Origin of the sequence: Brevibacillus sp. HB1.1, assembly GCF_013332445.1 — a bacterium.
Classification (GTDB): domain Bacteria; phylum Bacillota; class Bacilli; order Brevibacillales; family Brevibacillaceae; genus Brevibacillus; species Brevibacillus porteri.
In genome coordinates this window covers 306140-326994 of sequence record NZ_JABMIV010000006.1, presented here as the reverse complement: position 1 = coordinate 326994, position 20855 = coordinate 306140, and the positions used below count along the sequence as shown (strand labels likewise).

The 20855-nt window shown below is 48.8% G+C and carries 20 protein-coding genes and 2 riboswitches; of the genes, 12 read left to right on the top strand and 8 right to left on the bottom strand.

Features of this window, described 5'->3' with window-relative positions; translation table 11 throughout:
* Together HPY27_RS18095 and HPY27_RS18090 are read right to left on the bottom strand one after the other, a co-directional pair.
* On the bottom strand, positions 1 to 1509 hold the full coding sequence (locus tag HPY27_RS18095; protein WP_174225612.1) for a spore germination protein: 1509 nt from the start codon (positions 1507 to 1509) through the stop codon (positions 1 to 3).
* On the bottom strand, positions 1496 to 2680 hold the full coding sequence (locus HPY27_RS18090; RefSeq protein ID WP_254612924.1) for an endospore germination permease: 1185 nt from the start codon (positions 2678 to 2680) through the stop codon (positions 1496 to 1498). Before HPY27_RS18090 ends, HPY27_RS18095 begins: the two co-directional genes overlap by 14 nt.
* A 64-nt stretch (positions 2681 to 2744) precedes the next feature.
* On the opposite strand from HPY27_RS18090, the gene HPY27_RS18085 reads away from it, so the two are divergent.
* Genes HPY27_RS18085 through HPY27_RS18075 form a run of 3 tightly spaced genes read left to right on the top strand, consistent with a single transcriptional unit; the run spans position 2745 to position 6501 of the window.
* Positions 2745 to 4289, top strand: a complete 1545-nt coding sequence (locus HPY27_RS18085; RefSeq protein WP_174225611.1) for a spore germination protein — start codon at positions 2745 to 2747, stop codon at positions 4287 to 4289.
* Complete coding sequence (locus HPY27_RS18080; protein WP_173622899.1) at positions 4289 to 5389, top strand: GerAB/ArcD/ProY family transporter; 1101 nt, start codon at positions 4289 to 4291, stop codon at positions 5387 to 5389. Before HPY27_RS18085 ends, HPY27_RS18080 begins: the two co-directional genes overlap by 1 nt.
* Positions 5386 to 6501, top strand: a complete 1116-nt coding sequence (locus tag HPY27_RS18075; RefSeq protein ID WP_173622900.1) for a Ger(x)C family spore germination protein — start codon at positions 5386 to 5388, stop codon at positions 6499 to 6501. The genes HPY27_RS18080 and HPY27_RS18075 overlap by 4 nt, the downstream gene beginning before the upstream one ends.
* Positions 6502 to 6553: 52 nt before the next feature.
* Here HPY27_RS18075 and HPY27_RS18070 read toward each other — a convergent pair whose 3' ends face one another.
* From HPY27_RS18070 to HPY27_RS18055, 4 genes are read right to left on the bottom strand one after another with little or no spacing between them, the layout of a single operon-like run.
* On the bottom strand, positions 6554 to 7066 hold the full coding sequence (locus HPY27_RS18070; protein ID WP_173622901.1) for a 1,2-dihydroxy-3-keto-5-methylthiopentene dioxygenase: 513 nt from the start codon (positions 7064 to 7066) through the stop codon (positions 6554 to 6556).
* 13 nt (positions 7067 to 7079) lie between these two features.
* The gene (locus HPY27_RS18065) at positions 7080 to 7736 is read right to left on the bottom strand and encodes a methylthioribulose 1-phosphate dehydratase (protein WP_174225610.1); all 657 of its coding nucleotides are present in this window, start codon (positions 7734 to 7736) and stop codon (positions 7080 to 7082) included.
* A gap of 3 nt (positions 7737 to 7739) precedes the next feature.
* A complete protein-coding gene (locus tag HPY27_RS18060) occupies positions 7740 to 8408 on the bottom strand; it encodes a 2-hydroxy-3-keto-5-methylthiopentenyl-1-phosphate phosphatase (protein ID WP_106834401.1) in 669 nt (222 codons plus the stop codon).
* Complete coding sequence (locus HPY27_RS18055) at positions 8405 to 9619, bottom strand: 2,3-diketo-5-methylthiopentyl-1-phosphate enolase (protein ID WP_174225609.1); 1215 nt, start codon at positions 9617 to 9619, stop codon at positions 8405 to 8407. The genes HPY27_RS18060 and HPY27_RS18055 overlap by 4 nt, the downstream gene beginning before the upstream one ends.
* A gap of 86 nt (positions 9620 to 9705) precedes the next feature.
* Positions 9706 to 9882, bottom strand: a riboswitch (SAM riboswitch).
* A gap of 130 nt (positions 9883 to 10012) precedes the next feature.
* Between HPY27_RS18055 and HPY27_RS18050 the strand changes: the two genes are divergently transcribed.
* The 9 genes from HPY27_RS18050 to HPY27_RS18010 all read left to right on the top strand — a co-directional run bounded on the left by HPY27_RS18050 (position 10013) and on the right by HPY27_RS18010 (position 19166).
* Positions 10013 to 10264 (top strand): sigma factor, encoded by a 252-nt coding sequence (locus HPY27_RS18050; RefSeq protein WP_371814342.1) that lies wholly within the window; start codon positions 10013 to 10015, stop codon positions 10262 to 10264.
* Positions 10216 to 10320: an anti sigma factor C-terminal domain-containing protein gene (locus HPY27_RS30620; protein WP_371814341.1), complete on the top strand. Its 105-nt coding sequence runs from the start codon at positions 10216 to 10218 to the stop codon at positions 10318 to 10320. Before HPY27_RS18050 ends, HPY27_RS30620 begins: the two co-directional genes overlap by 49 nt.
* 141 nt (positions 10321 to 10461) lie before the next feature.
* A riboswitch (SAM riboswitch) is annotated at positions 10462 to 10607 on the top strand.
* Positions 10608 to 10742: 135 nt separating this feature from the next.
* Entirely contained in the window at positions 10743 to 11972 is a 1230-nt protein-coding gene (gene mtnK / locus HPY27_RS18040) for an S-methyl-5-thioribose kinase (protein ID WP_174225608.1), read from the top strand.
* On the top strand, positions 11969 to 13009 hold the full coding sequence (gene mtnA / locus HPY27_RS18035; RefSeq protein WP_017251457.1) for an S-methyl-5-thioribose-1-phosphate isomerase: 1041 nt from the start codon (positions 11969 to 11971) through the stop codon (positions 13007 to 13009). The genes mtnK and mtnA overlap by 4 nt, the downstream gene beginning before the upstream one ends.
* Positions 13010 to 13109: 100 nt before the next feature.
* A complete protein-coding gene (locus HPY27_RS18030) occupies positions 13110 to 13682 on the top strand; it encodes a GNAT family N-acetyltransferase (protein WP_017251456.1) in 573 nt (190 codons plus the stop codon).
* A 138-nt stretch (positions 13683 to 13820) separates the two neighbouring features.
* Entirely contained in the window at positions 13821 to 15563 is a 1743-nt protein-coding gene (locus HPY27_RS18025; RefSeq protein WP_174225607.1) for an ABC transporter ATP-binding protein, read from the top strand.
* A gap of 19 nt (positions 15564 to 15582) precedes the next feature.
* Entirely contained in the window at positions 15583 to 17667 is a 2085-nt protein-coding gene (locus tag HPY27_RS18020; protein WP_174225606.1) for an ABC transporter ATP-binding protein, read from the top strand.
* A gap of 28 nt (positions 17668 to 17695) precedes the next feature.
* Positions 17696 to 18880 carry an MFS transporter gene (locus tag HPY27_RS18015; RefSeq protein WP_174225605.1) on the top strand — a complete coding sequence of 395 codons (1185 nt, stop codon included), beginning with the start codon at positions 17696 to 17698 and terminating at the stop codon, positions 18878 to 18880.
* Between the two features lie 133 nt (positions 18881 to 19013).
* Positions 19014 to 19166: a hypothetical protein gene (locus HPY27_RS18010; RefSeq protein WP_017251452.1), complete on the top strand. Its 153-nt coding sequence runs from the start codon at positions 19014 to 19016 to the stop codon at positions 19164 to 19166.
* Positions 19167 to 19231: 65 nt separating this feature from the next.
* Here the strand turns inward: HPY27_RS18010 and HPY27_RS18005 are convergent, their stop codons facing one another.
* Both HPY27_RS18005 and HPY27_RS18000 read right to left on the bottom strand, forming a co-directional pair.
* Positions 19232 to 20242, bottom strand: a complete 1011-nt coding sequence (locus tag HPY27_RS18005) for a CAP domain-containing protein (RefSeq protein WP_174225604.1) — start codon at positions 20240 to 20242, stop codon at positions 19232 to 19234.
* 116 nt (positions 20243 to 20358) lie between these two features.
* On the bottom strand, positions 20359 to 20850 hold the full coding sequence (locus tag HPY27_RS18000; protein WP_017251451.1) for an RDD family protein: 492 nt from the start codon (positions 20848 to 20850) through the stop codon (positions 20359 to 20361).
* Positions 20851 to 20855 lie beyond the last annotated feature (5 nt).

Here is a 20855-nt window from a genome sequence, read left to right as displayed (position 1 = left end):
TCAGGAGCCCTTCCTTTTCGAGGGATCATGCAGGAATTCAGGGCTTTTCTCTACTTTTCGCCATGGTGTGCGGAACAGTGTTTTATACAAGTCAGGCCAAGAGGTCGGGGCAAGCGGCGACAAATAATACAAGCCAAAGGAGCGCATGTTGGAAAAGAACAGAACCATTGCCAGAAGCGACATCATGAAGCCAAACATCCCGAGAAGGGAGCATAAGAGCAATATCCCGAACCGAAACAGGGTAACAGACGAGACGATATGTTGATTCGATAACGTAAAGGTAGCCATTACGGAAAGCGCGACAATGACAAGACTGCCTGTAGAGGTCAAACCGGCCGATATCGCTGCTTGTCCAACGATCAGGCCTCCAACAACGGACAGTGTTTGACCAATCGATAGAGGAAGGCGCAAACCAGCCTCTTTAAACAAATCAAACAAGAGCACCATGAGCAAAACTTCCAATGCAGCTGGCAACGGAACACCTTGTCGCGACTTCACAATGGTGGCAATCAAGGTGTACGGAAGCTGTTCCTGATGATAGGTAATAAGCGCGACCCAAAGGCCGGGTAAAAAGAGCGCAATGATCACGCAGGCCATCCGCAGAATACGGACAAACACTACGGAAAAAACAGATGAGCTGGTATCCTCGGCAGCGTTTAGCAGCATGAAAAAGTTAACCGGGCCAATTAATGAAATAGGTGAGCCATCGATCAATATGGCAAATCGACCTTTTAAAAGAGCGTTCACTACATAATCGGGCCTTCCGGTGTACTGAAATTCTGGTAAAAGAGTAAAAGGGGATCGAGATAACCGTTCTTCTACTTGCATACCGCTTACAATGCCCTTGCTATCAAGCGAATCCATTCTGTCGTGAATTTCCTTCAACAAAATCGGATCGATTTGGTCTTGCAAATACAATAAACCAATGCGCGTATGAGTGTGGCTCCCGACGATATATGGAACGAATTTTAGCTGATACGTCCGAAGCCTTTTGCGGATCAGACCCAGATTCGTATTGATTTCTTCCGTAAATCCATCGCGCGGGCCGCTAATCGATGCGTCGGTATTGGTTTCCTCAGGTTCGCGTCGGGGGGGATTTCCCGTCTCTACATAATAGACAGTATGAAAGTCTTCAAACACCATCAACAAATTTCCGGAGAAAACGTGTCTGCAAATCCAATCAACATTCGTCGGCTGTGTCAGCTCATTCATGAAAAAGAGCCGTTTTTCAAATAAATCCTCAGCATCTAGGATGTTTTCGTTCACAAAAAGCTGCACGAGCTGTGGCATCAAATACTCGCTGATCTGGTTCAAATCGCACAAGCAGTCGGAGTAGATAAAATGCACGCGAGTGGAAGAGTGTCCTGGGACGAGGGAGTGCGTATCTATGCATATGTCATTGCAGTCTTCAAACAAATCATGAAATGCCTGTAGCGAAATCGAAGGCAATTCTTTAACGGTTGTTGCTGGCGTGTACCCTTTGACCTTGGCAAACCTACGATTCGTCATGTTGTTTCCTCCTAGAGGCGAAGGCTGTCAAGAGAGCAAAAACGATGGAAAGAGACAGGGCCAATACGAAAAGACTGGGCAAAAGCTGTTTCGATAACAGGCTGTAAAATTGGATCGCACTTATGGGATAGCGGGAGAGGGCAGATGAGAAGAAAAATAGCCCGATTAACCACCAAATCCGTTTCTTTCCATACGGAATCATCAGTATTTCGACAATCAGCAAAAGCGAGAGAGAAATGCGCGTAAAGGCACCGCTAAACCATTGGTATATGCTCAGGGTATCGAGATGCTCGATATGTAGGCCTATATTGGCGAGTCGCCATTCCTCATAGGCAGGATAGCGCAATTTTCCGGCTTTATCCGGACCGAATTCTACAATAGCACCTAAGGTTGGCCCGAATGTGAGGCCAATCATGACAAACGCCAAAATGAAAAGTTGATAGTACGGCACTCTCGATTGAAGGTGATGCTGCATACATAACAGGAGGATCAGTTCGACAAAGCCTGTGCCCGCATACATCATTCCTCGTAAAACAGGGGCAATCCCGTTTTCCATCATAGGGAGGAGCAGACTGTAATCTTTGTTTGGAAAGTTAGTAGACATCACGAAAAATCCCAAAAGGACGACGAATGGTAAAAGTACAGAAGAGGTCATTGCGATGGAGCGGATTCCAAACATCGCGTTGACGAGACAAAGGACTGCAAACAAGATCGTATGTACCTCCAGCGGTGTCTCTGGAGCAAACGATAAATTAACCCACGTAATCGTATCGGTCATCGTCATGGTGGCGATTGTAAAGCAGTAGACACATGTCAGCAGCGCCAATACGCAATAGAGCGGGAAGCCGTACGTTTTTTTGATCCAGTAAAACAGATGCTCATTCTCTGTTTTTTTATAGACCGAATAGAGTAAACCAGTCCACAACAAGTAAAGCACCCCAGCTAACAAAACCGAGATCCAAGAGTCTCTTTTGGCCGAATCTAGCATCATCGGAATGACGATGACATGGTTCATCAATCCGTTGGTTAAAAGCAGCATGACGACGATTTGTGTAAAAGATAATCCGTTTTTCATGATTTCCCCGCCAAAGTAATCTCGTACTCCCAACAGTATTTGCAGGGCGTTGGGATTTATTCGATCGAGCGGCAGAATGTGCCAAGTCGCATGCATATTTTGGGAAGCTCTCACGAACGCTAATGGAACATACTTCGTAAAAGGGCGGGAGCTGTAGGAGATGGCGATGAGAGGGTGGCTGAGAAGAAAAAAGACATCTGTCAAAGACAGGATGAGCCACTCGAGTGAGCCTATCCGTGTACGAGAGATCAGTGAGCGATTAAGTGATAACCTTGCGGAGCTGAATGCGATTTTCACGCTGACACCTGATTTGGTCATTCGGACGTTTGCTTGTCAGCATATAGAGGATATGGTTACACTCGTCTACTTGAACGGCTTGGTTGACAAAAACTCGATTAACAACAATGTGCTTCGTCCACTTTTGTCACATCCAGCGGGTGAGAAATCGAGTATTTTTGACCTGTTATCTGTCGGAAAGGTATCAGTTGCCTACGACTTTCGGAAAGTAGAAACTGAGATTTTGCTTGGGAGCAGTCTATTATTTATCGAGGGTCGAAAAGAAGTGCTTGTGATTGAAACGAATGGATGGCCGCAGCGGGCGATAGAAGACCCGCAGTTGGAGGCTGCGCTGAAGGGCGGACACCAAGGGTTTGTCGAAACGGACACGCAGAACATTGCCCTCATTCGCCGCTATATTCCCAACCGTGAAATGAAAATAAAAGAAATGTGGTTAGGAGAACGAGGCCTTTCAAAGCTTTCGATCATCTATTTGGCTGATGTGGCGAATCCGGAAATATTACAGGAGCTGGAAGATCGGCTCAAGAGCATCAAGGTTGACTCGATTCTCAATGCGTCCGAACTGGAGGAGTATATCGAGGATAATCCTTACTCTCTGTTTCCGCAGTTTTTGACTTCAGAGCGGCCAGATACAGTTGCCTCTCATATCTTGCAAGGGAAGATTGCTGTCGTTGTCGATCGCTCTCCAAGCGTATTAATCGGTCCGGCTACTTTCGTTTCCTTTTTTCAAAATGTTGACGATTACGGTACGCGCTGGCCTGTCGCTACGTTCATCCGATTGCTTCGCTACTTGGCTTTCTTGATTGCTACTTTTTTGCCTGCGATTTATATTGCAGTGATTTCTTTCAATTATGAGGTGATCCCACTCGATTTGATTTTGTCAGTCGGAGAGTCCCGCGAAAAGGTTCCATTCCCTCCCCTGTTAGAGGCATTCATTATGGAGCTCACATTGGAAATGCTCCGGGAATCGGGAATTCGCTTGCCAGCACCTATCGGACAAACAGTCGGTATCGTAGGAGGTATCGTGATTGGTCAAGCGGTCGTACAAGCGGGGATTGTCAGCAACATTATGGTGATCGTCGTTGCATTTACAGCGATCTCATCCTTTATTATCCCGAACTATGATATGGCCTCGGCAGTTAGGCTAATGCGATTTTTGATGATGATACTTGCTGCGATGTTTGGGTTCGTTGGAATTATAGTGGGATTAATGACACTGATTGGCCATTTGATTACGCTGGAATCATTAGGTGTTCCTTATGGAAGCCCTCTTGCCCCTGTGCGTTTCGGAGATTGGAAAGATTTGTTTATCCGCCTGCCACTATGGAAAATGAAAGATCGTCCCCTGTCAGCCCACACGATTGAGGAGCAAAGGCAGGGGAATAATCGGCCAAGGGAGGACGGGTGATGAAAAAGTATACATACAACCAATTGAGCGTCCTCCAGTACATTCTCCTCATTCATGGGGCACAAGTAGGGATCGGAGTATTGACGATTCCCAGAGAATTGGCGGAGAAGGCGAGCACCGATGGATGGATATCGCTTGTGATTGGATGGCTTGGGGCAACGCTAGTCAGTCTTGTCATCACGAACATGATGAAGCAGTACCCGGAGAAGACGATTATCGATATATTTCCATTGATCCTGGGCAAGTGGCTCGGTCGTGTCGCTATTGCTTTGATGTCCATTTATTGCGGGATAGCGGCGTTCGTTTTGATGATAAATGCCACGGGAATCATTAATGTGTGGCTCCTGTCTCAGACACCAGCCTATGTCGTCGTATTCCTTTTTGCTCTGCCGACCTATCTTATTATCCAGGGAGGGGTTCGTGCGATTGGAAGGTACGCCGAGCTCGTGTTCTATCTTACACTTTGGATACCTTTTGTTCTCACGACGGCTTATCGAGAAGTTCAGTGGTTAAACCTGCTGCCAGTAATCAAGGATGGCTGGCACCCAATATGGGAAGCGAGCAAATCCACGGTACTCTCTTTTCTTGGATTTGAATTTGGTTATTTCGCCTACCCTTTTTTGCAAAAAAAACAATATGCGTCTCTCGGCATTGTCATTGCGAATACATTGACGATGCTTGTGTATATATCTGTCATCATCGTTTGCTTTGCTTATTTTAGCCCCGATGAAATCACGGAGTATACATGGCCTACGCTCAATCTATGGAAAGCCATCGAGTTCCGTTTTTTGGAACGTGTCGATATTCTATTTCTCTCTAGTTATTTGTTTATATTGTCAACAACTGCAACGCCGTACATCTATTTTTGTGTCTTTTCATCCAGTCAGTTATTTGGCATGAAGGATCACCGCAAGCATTTGCGTCTGTTCCTTCTTTTGGTTCCAGTGGCGGTATGGTTATATACGCCATCCTTTATCGATCTGAAGAAAGCGTCACAAATTTGGAGCTATACAGGATTGTTCTTTGCTTATGCGCTTCCGTTACTAGCTTGGGGACCGATCAGGCTATCGAAACGAGCAGAAGGTGGGAAAAAAGCATGAGGGTATTTCAGATTCTGTTATGTAGCTTCCTGGTAATCATGTTGGCAGGATGCAAGGACCAGATCAATTTGGAGGATACCACTTTATCGCTGATGGTCGGAATTGATTTGAACGAAAAAAACGAGCTTCTCTATTATATCTCAAGCCCTGTGTTCAGTCGGGAAGCAAAGGAAAAATCTGAGCAATACGGTATCCGGTCATCTACGATTAGAGAGGCGAGAATGGGCTTTGATGAGCGAGTGACAGGCTTGACCCAACCAGGCAAAATTCAGGTGCTTGTAATGGGGAAAAAACTGCTGGCTCACCCGGACTGGTTTCGGTTGCTAGATGTCGTTTTTCGGGATGCAAAGTTTAGTGTCAACGCCCGCATGGCTGTACATGATGGTCCAGTGAATGAGTTGTTTGATTTTAAACCAAAGGACAAGCCTCGTCTGTCCATTCATGTTACAAAGCTGATAGACACAGCCAATAGCAGAAATCTGACGGTAAAGACGAGGGCGCAGGAGCTCCATCGGCAAATGTTTGAAAAAGGGATGACGCCTACCCTGACTGAGTTGAAGAAAGAAAAGAAGGCGGTAAAGGTAATGGGGACGGCTTTGTTAAAAGAAAATGGAACGTACGCAGGCTCGATAGAACCGCGGGATACCATTCTTTTGCAAACGCTGCTCCATGAAAAACAAGGGGAACTGTCCGTCACCATCCCGATTAAAGAGCCGAACGAACACAATCAAATTGTGAAAGACAGGATCAGTTTTTTTATCAAGGGCGTCCAAAAAAAAGTGAAAACATCCTATCAGAACGGTCGGTTTCATTTTGACGTTCATTTCAAATTGCGAGTGTCCATATCGGAGCGAATGTTTCCGTACGACATGAAAAAGGACTACAAAAAGATGGAGCGAATGATCAGTGACGAGTTACAGAAGGATTACACGAAGTTAATCAAGAAATGCCAGGAAATCGGTGTAGACCCATTTGGGTTTGGTCTCTATGCGCGTGCCTATGAATATAAGGAATACAAAAAGGTAGAGGATGATTGGACGAAAGCCTTTTCCAATGCCACTGTTGAAATCAAGCCTGACGTATCGATTAAGGGAAATGGCGTCATAAAGTGAAGGGTGAAAGACAAAACCCCCTGGCAATCAGTAAATGCCAAGGGGTTCGTTATTAATAGATTGCTTCCCAGCCTGCAGGAGTGACGAATAGGCGAATCGCTTTGATTTTGCGGTCGTCCATCAGGGTGAAGTAGTGGCGGTAGTTCGGCGGTACGGAGATCAGATCGCCTGGCTCCAGCTCGACGTCGAAGTAGCGATCATCTTTGCCTTTGATGGCGAAAATACCGTGACCATCGACGCAGAAGCGGCACTCATCGTCTGTGTGGTGATGCTCGCCCTTGAATTTCACCAACAGCTCGTCGAGGTTAGGCGTTTTGTCAGAGAGGACGATGATGTCCGCTGTCAAGTAACCGCGACGTTGGCTGATCGCATCGATTTCTGACTTGAAGGTGTCGAGAATCTCTTGTTTTTCCTCGTCTGTCGGGCTGTAGTTATCACGGTGCTTTGGATCAAGGCGATCCACGCCCCATTTTTCGTAAATGATCTCTTGGGTGTCCAGGAAGGAGACAACTTCCTCGGGTGCTGAGATGTACTCATTGTTGTCGTGAAAACGAATTTGTGCCATCGTTTATTCCTCCTTAATTGGTGGTTGTAGTGGACACGACTGCTTGGCGTAATTGCAGCCAGCGGGCGTGATACTCGAATAGGAATTCAAAAGCTTCCAGGTGGCGCTTGGCCTCGAAGTCATTGCCGCCCCACGTGTAGATACCGTGGTTACGGATGAGTACACCGGGAACTTCTGGTGTGATCACTTTTTCAATTTCGTTAGCCAAGGTCGGAATATCGGCAAAGTTCTCAACAATCGGAACAGTAATACGCGCGTTTTCTTCCCAGATTCCGAGTCCTTTGATCAGCTCTTGTCCTTGAATGGAGAAAGCGCGTTGTCCAAAGTACAGCTCGGAAATGAGATTATTCCATACGGTATGGACGTGGAAGCAAGCCCCAGCCTTCGGGAACGTTTTGTAGACGACGGCGTGGATGAGCGTTTCCGCGGATGGCTTGAGAGCAGTTTCATCCACCGGACGCGAGTCTTGATCTACGACCAGATAATCTTCGGGAGACAGCTTGGTTTTGTCTTTGCCGCTTGCCGTTACGGCAAATTGCAAGGGATCGTTTTGTATTTTAATAGAGAGATTGCCGCTGGTGCCGGGAAACCAGTCCCGGCGGGCAAATGTCAGCTTGGCGTCATCCAGACGGCGAAAGGCATCCAGACGTTGTTCGAGTGTTGCAGTCATGAATTAGACGACCTCCTGTTGGACTTGCTGTAAAATGCGAATCACATCGTGGAATGTGGCGAACTTGCTATGCGACAATTGCAGCTCTTCCGCCTTGTCAGCGAGGAAGTGACGGGCAATCACATAGTCAGCGATTTTGGCTCCAGCCAAATCAGTGATGGAGTCGCCAATGACGATGCGGAAATGGGTTGCTGGATCGTAGCGGCGGATGATGGTCGTCTTGCACATGCCGCAGCCGTTCGTGCAATGCTCATCGCAAGCGTTGGGCCACGTAATGGTGATGCGCTCTCCGCTGAAATCACTGCCATTGCAGTAGATCGGTACATCGGTAAGATCGAAGGGTGCCAGGATAGGCTCCAGGAAAAAGTCGATGCCGCCACTCGTGATCAACAGCTCAATGCCTTCTTCGCGGCAATAGCTCACGAATTCAGCAAATCCCGGGCGAATCGTCGCTTCTTGGACAATGAAATCGATAATGTCCTGGCGCAAGGAGGAGGGCAAGAGTTGAAACAGCTTGCCTACCCCTTCTTGAACGCTTATTTTTTGCGAAAGGATTTGCTCCGTCAAGGCTTCCCACTCAGGGGGAGCAAACTTGCGGACAATCGCTACAATGTTGTCTTTTTCGGTAATCGTTCCGTCGAAATCGCAGAACAGGACGAGCTTCTTGCTCATCGTGCACCACCCCACTTTTCCAAGGCGATCGCCAGTTCTTGCGATTCTGCGGCAGCCTCTTCCAGTGTTCGGCCTGCGGTGACAGCCTCAATCGCGGCGACGAATGCTTTCGCTCCTGCGGTTGCTCCACCGGGATGACCGTGGATTCCACCACCTGCATTGACAATTTGATCCAGACCGAAGTCTTGATAAAGCTGTGGAACCAGCCCAGGATGAATGCCGGCAGATGGAACCGGGAAGGAACGGCGTACACGATTCAGTGGGTCGGTCAAATGCTTGGCGAGCTGTAACGCTTCTGTCTTGTCCAAGGCGACGTTGCCATATGGAGATGGGAAGAGTACCAAATCTGCACCAGCTACGCGCATCAACGTTCCGAGCAGAAGCGGGGTGGCGATACCGTAGTCAGGTGATGGATAGTAAGCGCCTGCCAATGCTGGATGCGCCATGATCGGTACGTGTACATCGGGATCGGCTGCCAAACGGTGCAGGGCATCGAATCCAAAGGCCAGCACATTGAACAAGAGGCAGTCAGCACCTGCATCTACCGCACGTTTCGCTTTTTCGTTCAGCTCATGCACTGGTCCAGTCAGGTTGGCTGCATAAAGGACGGGCTTGCCTGTTTCGGCTTCTGTCTCCTGGGCGATTTGCTTGAACGCTTTGATCCGTTCGATAAAAGGAGCGCGGTCATCTGCAAAGAAGATTTCGTCATCTTTCACGAGATCGACTCCGCCCAAGGCTTGTGCCCGGAATTGCGTCTTCAGGTCATCGAAAGGAAGGCCCAGGCACGATTTGAAAATGCTCATCAAGAGCGGACGGTTATGTGCCCCTAAACGTTCGCGCAGACCATCAATGCCGAACTTCGGTCCAGGAAAAGCCTGAAGGAATGAGTCAGGGAAAACGATGTCGACGAGCTTAATTTTGCCATCCATCGACAGTTTGCCGAATATTCCGGTCAACAAGGATGGAATGTCTGCTGTAAAATTGCGGGTCGGATAGCTGACGGTAATCAAACCGCGTGTTTCTCCGTTTTCCAGTGTCGCAAGCGGTGTTGCACTCACGGCTTCACCAAGATACGGCGCTAGCTCAGCTTGCTTGGCAAGCGGCAGATCCGTCCAGGAACCGACTGTCATGCCGACAGCAATGGCTTGCGCTTTCTTGTTCAAGTCTTTTGCTTGTGTGAGATAGGTGACGAGGATACGTTGTTCACTCATGGTACGTCTCATCCTCCTTGAATGATTAAAAAAAGCCTCCCCATTGAGCGGGGAGGCGGTTGTCGACTATGAAAGCGTCTCGTCTCCTCTCATCTCTCGGGTCAGTAGCCGAAACAAGCCAAAGAGGCTCTATCTCGACTCTTATCCGTTGGAATTAGCACCGTTTCGCTATCCAAGGTACGCATCATCCGCGTACGATTCATGGTATAGCGCCGGTTGCCGGGCATCATAGGGCCAGTCCCTCAGCCAGCTCGCGATAAGAGTTATTCGTTTCCCCCATGATATGACGTTCATTGTCAGGAGTCAATCCTTGTTTTTGCAGAGAATGTGCAGCAGGTTAGAAGAAAAATGAGACGAAGGTGAAACTATTTGGCACTTCCTTCGTGGTAAGGGATGAAGGGGTGTGAACGGCTTGGGAAAGTAGGTCTGGAGGATGTGTACCGGCTGCATGTAAACGATATGTACCGCTATCTTTTCCGGCTGACACGAGATGAGAGGCTGGCAGAGGATCTGACACAGGAAACCTTTTGTCGCGCCTACTCTTCCTTGGACGACTACCGTGGGGAAAAAGTACGGTCTTGGCTGTTCAAAACGGAGTGCGAATCTACGGAGCCGTCCTCACCGGACCTACCAAAGAACTGCTGAAGCTCAAGGCCGAAAAGTCAATAACAGCAGCGTTTCTAGGCAAGATAGACTGGTGAAATTGGGAGCGACCTGCGGCATCGGGAACACAATACAGCTACTGATAGCAAGGTGCGAATTTTTGCACAAAAGGGTGTTGACATCGTGGAAGCGTTGGTTGTATGATTCAAACTAAATCAAAAACCGAATACGATTTGGATACCTTATCCAGAGAAGGTGGAGGGACTGGCCCGATGATACCCGGCAACCGACATGACGCCATTCAGACGCAAGGAAGCGACTGATTGACAGGCGACATGCACGGTGCTAATTCCTGCAGAAACAAAAGTAGTCTGGAAGATAAGGGGGACATCAACACGGTTCTTACACGTGACGACAGCGACCTCTTTTCTTCGGGAAAAGAGGTCTTTTTATTGCTCCAGGTACTCAAACAAAACAAGTAGAGATAGAGGGAAAATACGTAGAGGGGAGTTTTGGAATCATGGCATATCGCGCATTGACTGAACAGGAAGCAGTGGAGTACGTAAAAGGAATACCGGGTCTTTTTAGCGAAGGAGCAGAGCTGACCAGCCATGAAATCGGGGATGGCAATCTCAATCTGGTTTTTGACATTCAGGAGCTGGCAACCGGTAAGAGCGTCATTGTCAAACAAGCACTGCCTTTTGCCCGCGTCGTGGGAGAATCTTGGCCACTTACGATTGATCGGGCTCGTATCGAGAGCGAGGCACTCCGCATTCAGCACAAATACGTTCCAGACTTGGTGCCGCAGGTGTATCATTTCGATGGGGAACTTGCGTTGACTGTCATGGAAAACGTCGGGGACCACATCATCATGCGCAAAGGTCTGATCGAAGGAAAGCGGTACCCACTATTCGCGAAGCAAATTGGTCGTTTTCTCGCGCAAACCTTGTTCTTCACCTCCGATCTGGGCGCGCATCCGTACGATAAAAAAGCGCTAGTCGGAACATTCATAAATCCAGAATTATGCAAAATCACGGAAGATCTCGTCTTTACCGATCCGTATGAAAATGCGCCTACCAACGACTTCAACCCGTTGATTCGCCGGGAAGTCGAGGCGATCTGGAACAACAGGCCGCTGAAGCTGGAAATCGCCAAGCTGAAATACGATTTCCTTACGCGATCGGAAGCGCTGCTGCATGGTGACCTGCATACGGGAAGTATTTTCATCACGGAAAACAGCTTGAAAGCAATCGATCCAGAGTTCGCTTACTACGGTCCAATCGGTTTTGACATCGGGGCGGTCATTGCCAATCTATTGCTCAACTACGCAGGACAGCACGGTTTGCAAAAAGATCAAGGAGAACGGGAAGCGTACCGCGAATACTTACTGGAAACGGTCGAGGATGTCTGGAATGAATTCGTTTCGCAATTCGTTCAGCTCTGGCACAAGCAAGCCAAAGAGCGCAGCGCCCATGTCGAGGGACTGTGGCAAAGCTACGTGAAGCGCTTGATTCAGGATACAGCAGGCTATGCCGGATGCAAAATCTTGCGCCGTGTCATCGGCTTGGCAGGCGTAGCGGACCTGAATGCCATTGAAGACGACCAGACTCGCGCAGAAGCAGAGCGTCTGGCTCTCTCGATTGGAGAAGCGCTGATTCTCGGTCGCGGCGGCATCGACGAATCGACAGATATCACGGACATCGTACGCACTGTCACCGAACGTTACTATCAGGAGGCTACAACAGTATGACAACCAGCACTCAATTGGCACCTGTTAAGTGGGAGAATGACGCATTGGTCTTGCTTGACCAGACGCGTCTGCCAGTAGAAACGATCTATTTGAACTTGACTACCTCCGAGCAAGTATGGGGTTCCATTCGTCGCTTGGAAGTACGAGGCGCACCGGCGATTGGCATGGCGGCGGCTTACGGGCTCTACCTTGGTATTCGTGGCAGTGAAGCGAGTAACTACGACGAGTTTTGGCAGGAACTGAACCAGCAGGCAGACTACCTGGGCTCTTCCCGTCCGACAGCCGTGAATCTGTTCTGGGCGTTGGATCGCATCAAAGCTCGTGTTGAAAAAGAAAGCGGAGCGTCGATTGCCGAGTTGAAGGCGGCTGTGCTCGATGAAGCACTGACGATTCAAAAGGAAGACGCTGAAGTATGCCGGACCATTGGAGAGCATCTGCTCACTCTGTTGCATGACGGTATGGGAATTCTCACGCACTGTAATCCAGGCGCATTGGCTACAGCAGCGTACGGTACGGCTACCGCTCCATTTTATTTGGCAAAGGAACGCGGCTGGAACCTGAAGGTGTACGCGGACGAAACCCGTCCTGTCCTGCAAGGCGCTCGTCTTACTGCATTCGAATTGCAGCAAGCAGGGATTGATGTGACGCTGATCTGCGATAACATGGCGGCGATGGTTATGTCCCAAGGGAAAGTAGAGGCTGTCATCGTGGGTACAGACCGCGTAGCAGCGAATGGCGATGTCGCCAACAAAATCGGCACGTATGGGGTAGCGGTATTGGCAAAAGCTCATGGCATTCCTTTTTACGTGGCAGCTCCCTTGTCCTCCGTCGATCTAGATACACCGACAGGCGCAGATATTCCGATTGAAGAGCGTCCAGCTGAGGAAATTACCCATGGCTTGGGCAAACAGGTAGCTCCAGACGATATCAAGGTGTACAATCCTGCGTTCGATGTAACGCCTGCGAAGTACATTACAGCGATCGTCACGGAGACAGGTATTTTCAAGCCGGAAGAGATCGGCAATAGCAAACCATAAAAGAATGATGGATAAGCGTTCGCCCTGTTGTTACTGGCGGGCGCTTTTTTGCTCATTTTGACGTTTTCCAGTAAAATATCCAAGAAAAGGGGAGATTCGTATGCAAACGATTCAACGGATAGCAATCAATGAAGATACGTACTTGAAACAATTAGAATTAGCAGATGCTGAGGAGTTATTTTTGCTTACGGATTCGAACCGGGAGAATCTTATGGAATGGCTGCCGTGGCTGAATTATACGAAGAAGGTAGAGGATTCTCGCCAATTCATCCAAGCGACGATCCATCAGTACAACGATAATCGCGGCATCAACTACGGCATTTGGTACCAAGGACGTCTGGCTGGTACAGTCGGTGTACATACGGTGGACTGGATCAACAAAAAGACGTCTATTGGCTACTGGCTGGGTTCACAATTTCAAGGCAAAGGCCTGATGACAGAAGCAGTGGCGACCTACTTGGACGTATTGATCTTCGGGTCATGGGATTTGGAAAAAGTAACGATTCAGGCTGCTACGGAAAACGATAAGAGCAGATCGATTCCAGAACGATTAGGGTTTCAACTGGAAGGGATACTCCGCCGGAATGAATTCCTTTACGATCATTACGTGGATCATGCCACTTACAGCCTGCTAAAAGAGGAATGGCTGGACTGGAAAAGCGATAAAAAATAGTAGATTGAACTGTATGCTTCGATTGACAATGAAAATTCTGTCAATTACGATGGTGAAGACAGATCAAGAGGGCTGCGCGTGATTCGCAAGCCCTTTTTTAGTCGTGCTGTTAGGTTTGAATAAATAGAGGTGATTTACATGCAGACACTTCGGCAATTATCTTGGTTTTTCCGTGCCTATTGGAAACGGTACGTCATTGGAATCTCTGTGTTGTTTATTATTGATGTCCTCATGCTTTGGCCACCGAAATTAATCGGGGACACGGTGGATTCGATTCGCAACAGTTCCCTGACAAACGCTGACTTGACGCAAACAGTGGTCATCTTGCTCGTTTTGGGTGTTAGCTTGTATGGATTGCGGTTTCTCTGGCGGTTCTTGTTAAATGGGGGGGCCCTGATACTGGAGAGGACGTTGCGCGAGCGACTGTTTGCCCATTTGACGAGAATGACCCCGTCGTTTTTTCATCGTAAACGCAGTGGGGATCTGATGGCCGTCGCTACCAACGACATTCCTGCCATTGAACAAACAGCTAGTACAGGGGTGCTTACGCTTGTCGATGCGCTGTTCATGACCTTGTTAACGCTGGGCGTCATGGTGACCGCGATTGATTGGAAGCTGACGCTTGCTGCACTGATCCCGATGCCGTTTTTGGCTTGGTCAACGGCGTACTATGGGAGGTTGCTGCATGAGCGCTTTTACTTAGCGCAGGAAGCCTTCGGAGAGATGAATGATCATGTCCAACAATCCGTATCGGGCGTTCGGGTGTTGAGAGCATTTGTTCAAGAAAAGGCCGATATCGAGGCATATCGCCGGGTCAGTGAAAAAACGTTGGAGCGAAATGTGAGCGTTTCGCGGATCGACGCCCTGTTCGAGCCGACAATCGCGATTATTATTGGCTTCAGCTTTTTGATCGGGCTGGGCTATGGGACGTATTTAGTGTTCACCAGCGTCATCTCCTTAGGGGATTTGGTTGCGTTCAATTTATACTTGGGACTTTTAATTTGGCCGATGTTCGCCTTTGGTTGGCTAGTCAATGTGTTGCAGCGCGGTGGTGCTTCCCACAAGCGTTTTACAGAGCTAATGGTGGAGCAGCCAGATGTGACGGAGGCAGCGAATCCGGTCACGAGCCAAATCGCCAATACCGTAGAAGCACGCCATTTTTCCTTTACGTATCCGGGGACTGACAAGCAGGCACTCACTGACATCTCGTTTCATTTGGGCGAAGGAGAGACGCTTGGGATTGTCGGACGGACAGGAAGCGGCAAGTCGACGCTATGCCGTGCTTTATTGCATCAATATCAGATGAAGGAACAAGCTCTGTTTATCGGGGGCATCCCGATTGAGGGACTTGCTTTCGATACGCTGCGAGAAAAAATCGGCTATGTGCCTCAGGAGCATTTGCTGTTCTCACGGACGATTGCAGAAAATGTTACATTCGGGAAACCACAAGCGACGACCGAAGACGTGATGCATGCGTTGGAGCTTGCGGAGATGAAGAGAGATCTGGCGCAATTCAGAGATGGATTGCAAACCATGGTTGGAGAGAAGGGGGTCACCCTCTCCGGTGGGCAAAAACAGCGTATTTCCATTGCACGCGCTCTTTTGATGGATGCGGGTATCTTGATTCTCGACGATTCTTTATCGGCTGTGGATGCGCGGACTGAGGAGAGTATCCTGCGTCATCTGAGACAGGAGCGCGCAGATAAAACGACGATTATTACCGCTCATCGTCTGTCTGCTGTACAGCATGCACAACTGATTCTCGTGCTGGATGAGGGGCGGATCGTTGAGCGGGGGACACATGACGAGCTGATGCAGCGCAACGGCTGGTATGCAGAACAGTACCGTCGTCAGCAAATGGAACAGGATGTGGCTGGTTGAGAGAGGGGGAAAGTGTTTCATGAGCAAAGAAAATGTATGGGGGCGTTTGACCGAGTACGCCAAGCCATTTCAAAAGCAAATACTGGGAGCGCTGTTCCTGCTCTTGCTGGGAACGAGTGCAGAGTTGGCGGGTCCTTTTTTAGCCAAGGTCATAATCGATAATCACATCCTAGCGATCCAAAAGCCTTGGTATCAACTGGACGAAGTGCCACCACAAGCAGCGGGGCAGGTCGCCTCACTGAACGGTACGAACTATATTCGTGAAGATGTCGCAGCAAAGACGGGTATTGCTTTGGATAGTATCCGTCAAAAAGAAGGAACCGTGCTGACAGAAGGCACGACCTATTACTTGGTTTCCGGCAAGGTGAATCCAAACACGGAGAAGCAATTCACCCCGATTACGCCAGAAAACGGCAGGGAACGCTTCGAGGTAACAACGAAGGATCAATCAGGTCAAAAGATGAGCTCCACAGGTATTCGGCTGACCGCAGAGGAAGTCAAGGCGATGTATCAAGGGGATGTCCTGCCCATTGTCTGGCTTTCCGCAGGCTATGGAGCATTGATCTTGCTCTCAGCAGGATTCAATTACGTCCAGATTTTGTGGCTGCAAAAGATCGCGCAGCGCATCATTCAGCAAATGCGGATGAAGCTGTTTATCCATTTGCAAAAGCTCCCGGTTGCCTTTTTTGACAAAACGCCAGTTGGTGCGCTTGTCTCCCGTGTGAGCAATGATACAGAAGCCATTCGTGAGCTGTATGTGAGTGTACTCGCGACGTTTGTGCAGAATGGTCTTTATTTGATCGGAATCTTGATCGCGCTCTACATCTTACAGCCTGAGCTCGCTCTCTTCTGCTTTTTGACGGTGCCAGTGCTCGTACTGTTGGTCTACGTGTATCAAAAGTACAGCTCTCGCTACTATGCGGTGATTCGCGCGAAGCTCGGTGATATGAATACAACGATCAATGAAATGATCCAGAACATGACGATCGTGCAGGCTTTTCGTCGGGAGAAAGGTGTGCAAAAGGAGTTTGCTGATGTAAATGAAGACTACTTCAAGGTGCGGATGAAAGAAATCAATCTCGAATCCTTGCTTTTGCGCCCAGCGGTAGATCTGATCTGGAAAATTTCCTTGACCCTGATCGTTTGGTATTACGGCTCGAGTTCCTTCCACAGCGCAATTTCCTTTGGTGCGCTTTTTGCTTTTGTTGATTACATGGGGCGTTTTTTCGAGCCGATCAACATGATCATGAATCGGTTGTCACAAATGCAGCAGGCGACCATTTCGGCGGGGCGCGTCTTCGAAATTATGGATGAGACTACGGAGAAGAGAGAAGCTGGTGCACAAATCGAGCGCCCGCGTGGAGAGGTTGTTTTTGATAACGTATCTTTTGCTTATCAGGGTGACGATTACGTCTTGAAAAACGTCTCCTTTACGGCGCAGCCTGGTCAGACGATTGCACTGGTAGGGCACACCGGATCGGGAAAAAGCTCTTTGATGAATTTGCTGCTTGGGTTCTATCCGGTGACGAAAGGGAGCATTTTGATCGACGGGCAAGATATGAGACAGATTGATACGCACTCGCTGCGCAGTCATGTCGGACTGGTTTTGCAGGACCCGTTCTTGTTTACGGGAAGCATTGGATTCAATATTCGCATGTACAACGATACGATTACGGATGAAGAAGTGAAGCGGGCGGCAAAAGCGGTACGTGCTGACGAATTCATTTCCAAGCTGCCGGGCAGTTATGACGAACCAGTCGTCGAGCGAGGCATGACGTTATCCGCAGGCCAACGCCAACTGATCTCTTTTGCTCGGGCACTGGCTGCTAATCCCGCGATGCTGATCTTGGATGAAGCAACGGCAAGCATTGACAGTGAAACAGAGCTAGCCATTCAGGAAGCGTTGCATGTACTATCAAAAGGTAGGACGACATTCATTATTGCTCATCGATTGTCGACGATTCAGCACGCTGACCAGATTCTTGTTTTGTCCCGTGGAGAAATCATGGAGCGAGGTACCCATGATGAACTCATGGTGAAAAATGGTCTTTATCAAAAAATGTATCAGCTTCAACAGGGGAGTGCTTCCGTAGAGAGTGCTTAGTAGGGAGCTAGGAAGGAGAAACAACACCATGTCACAGTCACGTTACACCTTTTGGGTGTTGATTTTGGTTGTCGGCATTGCGGGGTTAAGCCAAGGCTTGACGATCCCGATGCTGACGGTTTTATTGGAAAAACAAGGTGTTTCATCCGTGATGAATGGACTCAACGCCGCCGCCTTGTATATTGGAATGGTCATGGTCAATCCATTTTTGGAAATCCCACTGCGGCGCATTGGATACCGATCCACAATATTATGGGGGTTGCTGTTGGTGACGATCGCAACAGCGCTCATCCCGATGTTCAGCCATTTGGCGATCTGGTTCGTATTACGTTTACTGATGGGTGTGGGCGATAGTGGTTTACATTACGCCAGCCAAATGTGGGTGACCAAGATCGCATCTCCCGAGAATCGAGGACGCGATCTTTCCATTTACGGGCTGGCATATGGCGTGGGCTTTAGCATTGGTCCATTAGGCTTAAGCGTGCTCCATTTGGGGATTTGGGTACCTTTTGGAGGCTTGCTCGTTCTGTATCTGATTGCCTTCTTATTATTATCCCGGATCAAAAATGAGTTCCCTGCACAGATCGAACAAACGGAAAAGAAGCAAAACAAATACGCATTTGTTTTGCGACTTGCTTGGTTGGCGCTGATTCCTTCGTTTTTGTTCGGATTCATGGAGACGTCGCTCAACGGCAGTTTTCCCGTTTATGCTTTGCGTACCGGCTTGTCCGTTGAATGGGTTTCCTTGATCCTTCCGTCGTTTGTCGTGGGAAGTATTATTTTGCAGATGCCGCTGGGGGCATTGAGTGACCGTATAGGTCGCAAGCAGGTCATGCTCGCGTGTGCGCTTGTAGGGGGATTGGCCTTCTTCCTGTTCCCGTTTGCAGGTGAAAACGTATGGCTGATGATGCTGTTGTTGGCTATAGCTGGAGCGGCTGTCGGTTCCTTTTACTCGTTAGGCTTGGCTTTTTCGGCAGATATTTTACCAGCATCGATGGTTCCTACCGCAGGAATTATCGCGGGCGTCAATTTTGGTGTCGCCAGTATTTTGGCTCCGAATGTGAATGGCCTGCTGATGGACGTGTGGGAGCCGTGGACGATCTTTTGGCTGATGGGATCGCTGCTCATTGTTTTCGCGGCAGCTTGCCTGTTTTTCAAACAAAAGGCAACCCAAGAACAGACGTATTCGATGCCCTTGCAAAAACAGGGGTAAAAACAAGGATGGATAAGCTTCGCCAAGCTTTTGGCGAGGCTTTTATTTTTTTGCCCAAAAAAGCATAAACGGGCATCAAGGTGGGAAGCGTATGAATAGTAAGTAGAACAGCATGATTGGAAGGGGTTACCCGATGCTGACACCATGTATTTTCAGAAGAGGCATTGCCTGGATCTTATTTTTCGTGCTCAGTCTGGTAATCATTCCGTTTTTCTCAGATGACGGCCAGGCTCCGACACCGTCTGCACCTGCACCTGCCACTACAAATGCAACTTCGCAGCCATAGCTTTGCCCTTGTGTTCATGAAAAAAAGACACGCCACTTACGAAGGCGTGTCTTTTTGCTGTAGTGTTAGCGGGTGACAAAATTTTGGGTGAAATATGGGCGGCCATCTTTCATAACGATACCGACACCGAGCTGCTTGAAATTTGGAGAGAGCAAGTTTTGACGATGCCCTGCGGAGTTCATCCAGCTCATGTGGGCTTCGATCCCGTCTAGCTGTCCGTAGGCAATGTTTTCACCAGCTGCGCTGTAACGAATGCTGGCTTGCTTCAAACGATCAAACGGACTTCCCGTAGATGGGGAGGTATGGTTGAAAAAGTTATTCTGGGCCATGTCTTGGCTGTGTGCTCTGGCCACTGCTGCAACTTGTTCATCCCACGTGATAACGGGCAGCTTGGCACGTTGCCTTGCCACGTTGAGTAAGTCCAAATTTTGTTTCTCGTATGCGAGCGCTGCCTGCTTCATCTGTGCGTCTGTCAGTTTCGGCAGTTCAGGTAATTTCGTATAGGAAATGGGATACATCAAGCCAATCGCAATAGTGGCAAAATGCTCAGGAGTAGAGATGCGCACCCCTGCGACCTTATTTCCACCCAGCTGATCAATAGAGAAGGTGATCGCCTGATTGTTTTGGAGATAGGTCGGATGAGTAAGGGTATTTTTTTGGATACGCAGACTCGGGTTGATCGTCAGCGTATTTTGCGGTGCACCCCAGCTGTTTTGCAGGTCTTTTGTAGTAGAGCCAATCGTGATGCCATTCAGATTCAGCTTGGCTCCATTGGTGAACAACGTCACGACTTTGCCGTTTTGCATGCCGACTTGAATATAGTTGTTCAAATCTTGATTGTAAATCCACCATTCCACGCCCGTATGACTTGGATCAATGCGGGCAGGCTTGCCTACTGTTTGTTCTACCTGTGCGGTGCTCATTCCTAGCTGAAGGTTATAGACGACATTCGTTTTAACGGCTGCTGCTTGAGGGGCAGCAGATGCAGCTGAAACAGGAAGGACAGGGGCAACGTGGCCGAGCAGAGCCAGCGAAAGGCTCAGGGCGAGGATGCTGGTTACTTTCTGTTTTCGCATGTATCTTCCTCCTCGGTTGGATAGGATCTGCCTTGTTGGTAATGGTATCGGCAGGAAGCTCCTACAAAAATAGGGACCAAGGATGCAAAAATAAAACCCCCGCTATAGAGCGGAGGTTATGGTCGACGATCCCGGATGACATACGTTTTGGCGATCAGATCATGCCAGCCTTGCTTACGTGGGTGCCATGCAACCCATAGATAGCCCAATCCGAATACGAGTGAAGCGACGAATTTGCCGATGACTTCTCGTAAAAATACCTGTCCGCCAGACAGATTGCCTCGCGCCTGTCTGGCACTGATGACGCGGATGCCTGTGATCAGCTTTCCCAAGGTTTGTCCGGTCCACCAGGTCAGCAAGATCATATAGAGGAGATCAAACAACGCCTCTACCAAATCGATGAAATGAAAAGAGGCGTATGGAACGGCAAAAAAACGTCGTAACGGATTGAAAATGAGGTAGCTAATGCCGATCAAGAACATCGAATCAAGGAGCGACGCCACCACACGAATCCAGAAGCCAGCATACAAATGTTGTGGTTGGGCTTCTGAATATGGATCAAGGGAATCAGGATCATGTGCTTTTTCTTCGTCGGGAAGCTGGTTCATAAGAA